Source organism: Tissierellales bacterium (assembly GCA_035301805.1).
Classification (GTDB): Bacteria; Bacillota; Clostridia; order Tissierellales; family DATGTQ01; genus DATGTQ01.
On sequence record DATGTQ010000009.1, the window covers coordinates 1 to 2,871 of the forward strand.

Here is a 2,871-nt window from a genome sequence, read left to right on the forward strand (position 1 = left end):
AAGTACTAGTGATGCTTTAACAGATTTGGCAATAGAAATACATGAGAAATTTTCAATAATTAAATTATAGATATTAAAGGACCTTAAAGCCTTTTTTTCCATTTTCAGGCCTAATATTTTTAATTGTAAAAGATTCCTACGTATAGTATACTTATACTAACTATATTTTAAGCGGACTGCCTATAATCAAGTGGATATTGTAGAATTAAAATTGAAAACATTAGGAGAATAAAATGTGAAAAGTGAGAGAAAAGGATTGGCCCTTTTTCTCACTTTTTTAAAATAGGGTGAAAGGGTGATATTATGGAAAAGGGTTATGTACATATATATACTGGTGATGGCAAGGGGAAAACTACTGCAAGTTTAGGTCTTTCAGTAAGGGCTGCTCTTTCGGGGAAAAAGGTGTTTTTTGGCCAGTTTATAAAGGGAATGGATTATAGTGAGTTAAGATTAGGGGATTGTCTACCAAATTTTAAAATATATCAATTTGGTAGAGATTGTTTTATATATAAGGATCCAACAAACCAGGATATTTTAAAGGCCAAAGAAGGATTAAATTATTGTGAAAAAATATTAAAAAGTGGTAAATATGACTTAGTTGTTTTAGATGAAATTAATATAGCTTTACATTATAAGCTCTTCTCTGTGGAAGAAGTTATAGACATGCTTCATAATAGAAATGAAAAGGTAGAAGTAGTTTTAACTGGAAGGAATGCTCCGGAAGAATTAATTGATTTGGCAGATTTAGTTACAGAGATGAAGGAAGTAAAACATTATTATAAAAGAGGTATTGAGGCTAGAAAAGGAATTGAATTTTAAAGGAGAGGTGCTTATGAGGAGGAAAATTGTAATATTATTTATAATAATTATAACTTTAGTTTCACTTTTATTATCCGCTTGTGGGAAAGAAGAAGTACTAGAGGATGATGATTTTGAAAGTAGAGAAGATGTAGGTGAATATAGTTGGTATAGGGATAGAAGAGCAGCTTTTACAAAGAAAATAGATGATGAAAATTATGTCCTTGTACTGTATGATGCCAAAACAGAAGAAGAAACAGAAATTAAAGAAGTTTCAGGTAAATTACAGGGTATAAAATGGTCTAACGGTGGAGTATATTTACTAGTCCAAGAGGATATAGAAGACCCTAAAAAAACTTATATAATTGATGGAAGGGATAAAATTCTTAAGGATGAAATAATGACTGTGGGAGATGTACAATGGTCCCCAGATTCGTCAAAATTATTAATAGGTGTTGATGATGAGGAAGGAAAAGGTGATATAGATCTAGGCATATATTATCTATATGGTAGCAAAGTAAAAGTTATTGAAGAAGCAAATGAAAAAGTAGATTATTTTCCTAAATCATGGGAAGATGATAATATGATGGTTTATGTTGAAAAAAAAGATGGAAAAGAGGAAACAAAATCAATTAAATTTGATCCTGATACTCATGGCTGAGATGAAAACTAAAGAGAGGTGTCTCTTTAATTTAGGCACTGGTTAATATGACCAGTGCTTTAATGTATTAAGTAGTAAGATCGCCAATATTTAGAATTTATAAACCATAAGAAAAAGTTTCTCATTTATAGAAATAGAGGATTTTTTGCTAAATAAATTTAAATTAACAGAGTTATTAGAAAAAGTCGAAGTCGGATAAAATATATAATGAAGAATATGAAGAAGTGACTAAAGTATTAGCTAAGATTTATGGAGAAAATCCAATTATATTTATAAAGGCGTTGTCAAAGGTTCCAGAATATATGAAGGAGATTGGTTACTTCTTTCACTTTCTAGAGGTTTATAATGAATATGACAAAACTATTGTAGCTGATTTAAATTTATTTTTAAACCTAGGAAAGTTAACAGAGGAGGAAAAGAAGGTTGCCGAGGCTAAAATATAATAGACAGTTTATCTATAAAAAGCTTAAAGTTAAACATTAACTTTAAGCTTCAAATATTGAAATATACAGATTATCATGCCCTAATGTAATAGATTAGGTATATTACTTTAAGGTATTTATTTTAATCATACTAGGTTGTAAAGAAACTCTACCTAATTCATCAGAAATAACAGGGAATGGAGGGGTTTCTTATTTTTCTTACAAATTTTCATTGCATTTTTTACATATTCCATAATAATAAATGTTCTTACTTCCTATATTACAACCTTCAAGTTCCTTTTCTATATTTTTTGTATCTTTTATATCAAAATCGTAGATTTTATCACATATATTACATATAAAATGTCCATGGGGATCTGTATTAAGATCATATTTAGAATCTTTATCATCAATTCTAACTATCTGGACTAAACCTTTTTCTACAAATAATTCTAATGTATTGTATATACTTGTTTTAGATAAGGTTGGTATATCTTCAATTAATTTTTTGTAAATTTCTTCAACATTAGGATGAATATCATTGCTTAACAAATAGTCTAGGGTTTTTATTCTAATTGTTGAAGGTTTTATATTATATTTTTTTAAATAATGTTTTAAGTACTCTATGCGATTTTTCATATCCAGACTTCCTTCCAATAGAAATGAATAGATATAATTAATAAAATGATTTCAATTTTGTAATGGTTATAATCATAGTATAGCTAAGATATTTTTATTTGTCAAGGTTTTGATAATAATATAAAGAAAAGGAATAGTGAAATTTCACTATTCTTTTTCTTTATATTTATCTAAATATATTATTTTTCCATTCTTATTGTCACTATTCATATTATAAACTTCTAGAACTGCAAATACGTCTTTACCTAAAGGAGTAACAGATAACTGAGTTTTTGATTTTTCCACCATATTTAATAATCCCATGGCTTCAAAGAAAGTAAAAATAGTTTTAGAATAAAATCCATCTACTGT

At 27.8% G+C, this 2,871-nt stretch carries 5 protein-coding genes; 3 read left to right on the plus strand and 2 right to left on the minus strand.

Annotated features, from left to right (window positions below; all coding sequences use genetic code 11):
• The first annotated feature begins 303 nt into the window (after positions 1-303).
• The 3 genes from VK071_00275 (at position 304) to VK071_00285 (ending at position 1,902) form a co-directional block, all read left to right on the plus strand.
• On the plus strand, positions 304-819 hold the full coding sequence (locus VK071_00275; protein HLR33750.1) for a cob(I)yrinic acid a,c-diamide adenosyltransferase: 516 nt from the start codon (positions 304-306) through the stop codon (positions 817-819).
• A 13-nt stretch (positions 820-832) separates the two neighbouring features.
• Complete coding sequence (locus VK071_00280; protein ID HLR33751.1) at positions 833-1,459, plus strand: hypothetical protein; 627 nt, start codon at positions 833-835, stop codon at positions 1,457-1,459.
• A 224-nt stretch (positions 1,460-1,683) separates the two neighbouring features.
• Positions 1,684-1,902 (plus strand): hypothetical protein, encoded by a 219-nt coding sequence (locus tag VK071_00285; GenBank protein HLR33752.1) that lies wholly within the window; start codon positions 1,684-1,686, stop codon positions 1,900-1,902.
• A 198-nt stretch (positions 1,903-2,100) separates the two neighbouring features.
• Here VK071_00285 and VK071_00290 read toward each other — a convergent pair whose 3' ends face one another.
• Both VK071_00290 and VK071_00295 read right to left on the minus strand, forming a co-directional pair.
• Positions 2,101-2,520, minus strand: coding sequence for a transcriptional repressor (locus VK071_00290; GenBank protein ID HLR33753.1), 420 nt, complete (start codon positions 2,518-2,520; stop codon positions 2,101-2,103).
• 147 nt (positions 2,521-2,667) lie between these two features.
• The coding region (locus VK071_00295) for a hypothetical protein (protein HLR33754.1) at positions 2,668-2,871 on the minus strand (204 nt) is incomplete at its 5' end.